The following is a 1330-nucleotide window of genomic DNA, read 5'->3' as shown; positions in this document are numbered from 1 at the left end:
TTTTTTATGTCTGAAATTTAGTTAATAAATCACGTTTATTTTTCGGTAACGATTGTTGAAAACTTCTATCGCTCGGAAACTTCCCTTAAGGCTGCAGTGATCTCTTCATCAGTCGCTCCACCTTCTTTTGCATACTTATATATATTCTTTTCATCAAGCCCAAAGTTTTGCGCAGTTTCAATAATGCGTTTTACGTTATCTCTTTGTGCGCCAGATTCTCTAACGGCAGTGCTTACTACACTCTCTGCATCATTTGGGAATACAGCTAGTAATGCCTCAACTACGTACTCGCCTACTAAAGGAACTGCACCAATTGCAGAGCCCAATATATCTACAATTTTATTAGGATGTTGCTGCGCTAATGACTGAACGATAAAGTCAGCTGAATCAGGTTCAGTGATAACGGCTACTCTAACAATCTCATTAAGCTCTTCGGGCGTCGAGTTCGCGGCAGCAGTCACGACGAAGTCCACATAACTTGGTTCTGCGTTAATTGCAGTTTTAACTATTGCGGTGCAGCTTGCGATTTCTTTTTCCAATGCAATCTTCACAATGTCTTCAGTAAGCATTGGTTGGGCAGAGATGGCTGCATGAATAATTTCTTGATATTTATCCGGATACATATCAAGTGCGGTACTAACAACACTCGATGTTTCTTGAGGGTAATTACTAGCGATACTTTTAACTGCACGACCGATAGACATGTTTTGTGCGACTTGGCGTTTTACAAATGAACTTGTTGCATGGTTATCATTTGTTTCGGCATTTTCTTGAGCGGTTACAGTACAAGCAGCAGAAACAACACTCGCGATAAAAGCGATTTTTATTATTTTTCTCATTCTTTCAGATATCCAATAGCTAAAACTAACTTCAACGTAATGACATCCGTGCCACTTAAGAGTCTAAACTTAACAATAAATTTACTAAATAGACAGTAAAGAGCAAGTTTTGTTCAAATTATATTCTCATTCAAGTTTATTTCATTTTTATTGCAATAAACGCTTGCGATCAGAAATGGGATCTCTATAATGCGCATCTCGCTTCGGGACAGCCGCTAAAACAGCTGCACTGACACTGGTTTTACCAGGTGATTCAAGACTTTTTAAAAGTGTTTAATCAGCGTGATGCAAGGCGGTTTGATTTGCTTTTGTCGGTTTTAGATTCACTTCAAAAATTGATGGAAATTAAATAAAAATAACACCTTGACATCGAAGATTGAGAGCGTATTATACGCCTCCTGCTTAAGAGGGTCTACGGACAACATCTTAAGCCGCTTCTAAGGAAGCACGCTGTTTTGGCAGCAAATGTTCTTTAACAATTAATAACAAGG

Annotated in this window: 1 protein-coding gene; it reads right to left on the bottom strand. The window is 38.5% G+C overall.

Going from position 1 to position 1330, the window contains the following annotated elements; all coding sequences use genetic code 11:
• Positions 1-65: 65 nt before the first annotated feature.
• The gene (locus tag GCHA_RS08810; RefSeq protein ID WP_007987238.1) at positions 66-839 is read right to left on the bottom strand and encodes a hypothetical protein; all 774 of its coding nucleotides are present in this window, start codon (positions 837-839) and stop codon (positions 66-68) included.
• Between the last annotated feature and the right edge of the window lie 491 nt (positions 840-1330).

The sequence above is a fragment of the Paraglaciecola chathamensis S18K6 genome, assembly GCA_000314955.1.
Lineage (GTDB): Bacteria > Pseudomonadota > Gammaproteobacteria > Enterobacterales > Alteromonadaceae > Paraglaciecola > Paraglaciecola chathamensis.
This window is presented reverse-complemented; position numbering and strand designations above follow the sequence as displayed.

Bases quoted from the DNA above. Each gene is read 5' to 3' on its own strand.
- GCHA_RS08810 (WP_007987238.1), bottom strand. From the start codon at position 839: ATGAGAAAAATAATAAAAATCGCTTTTATCGCGAGTGTTGTTTCTGCT.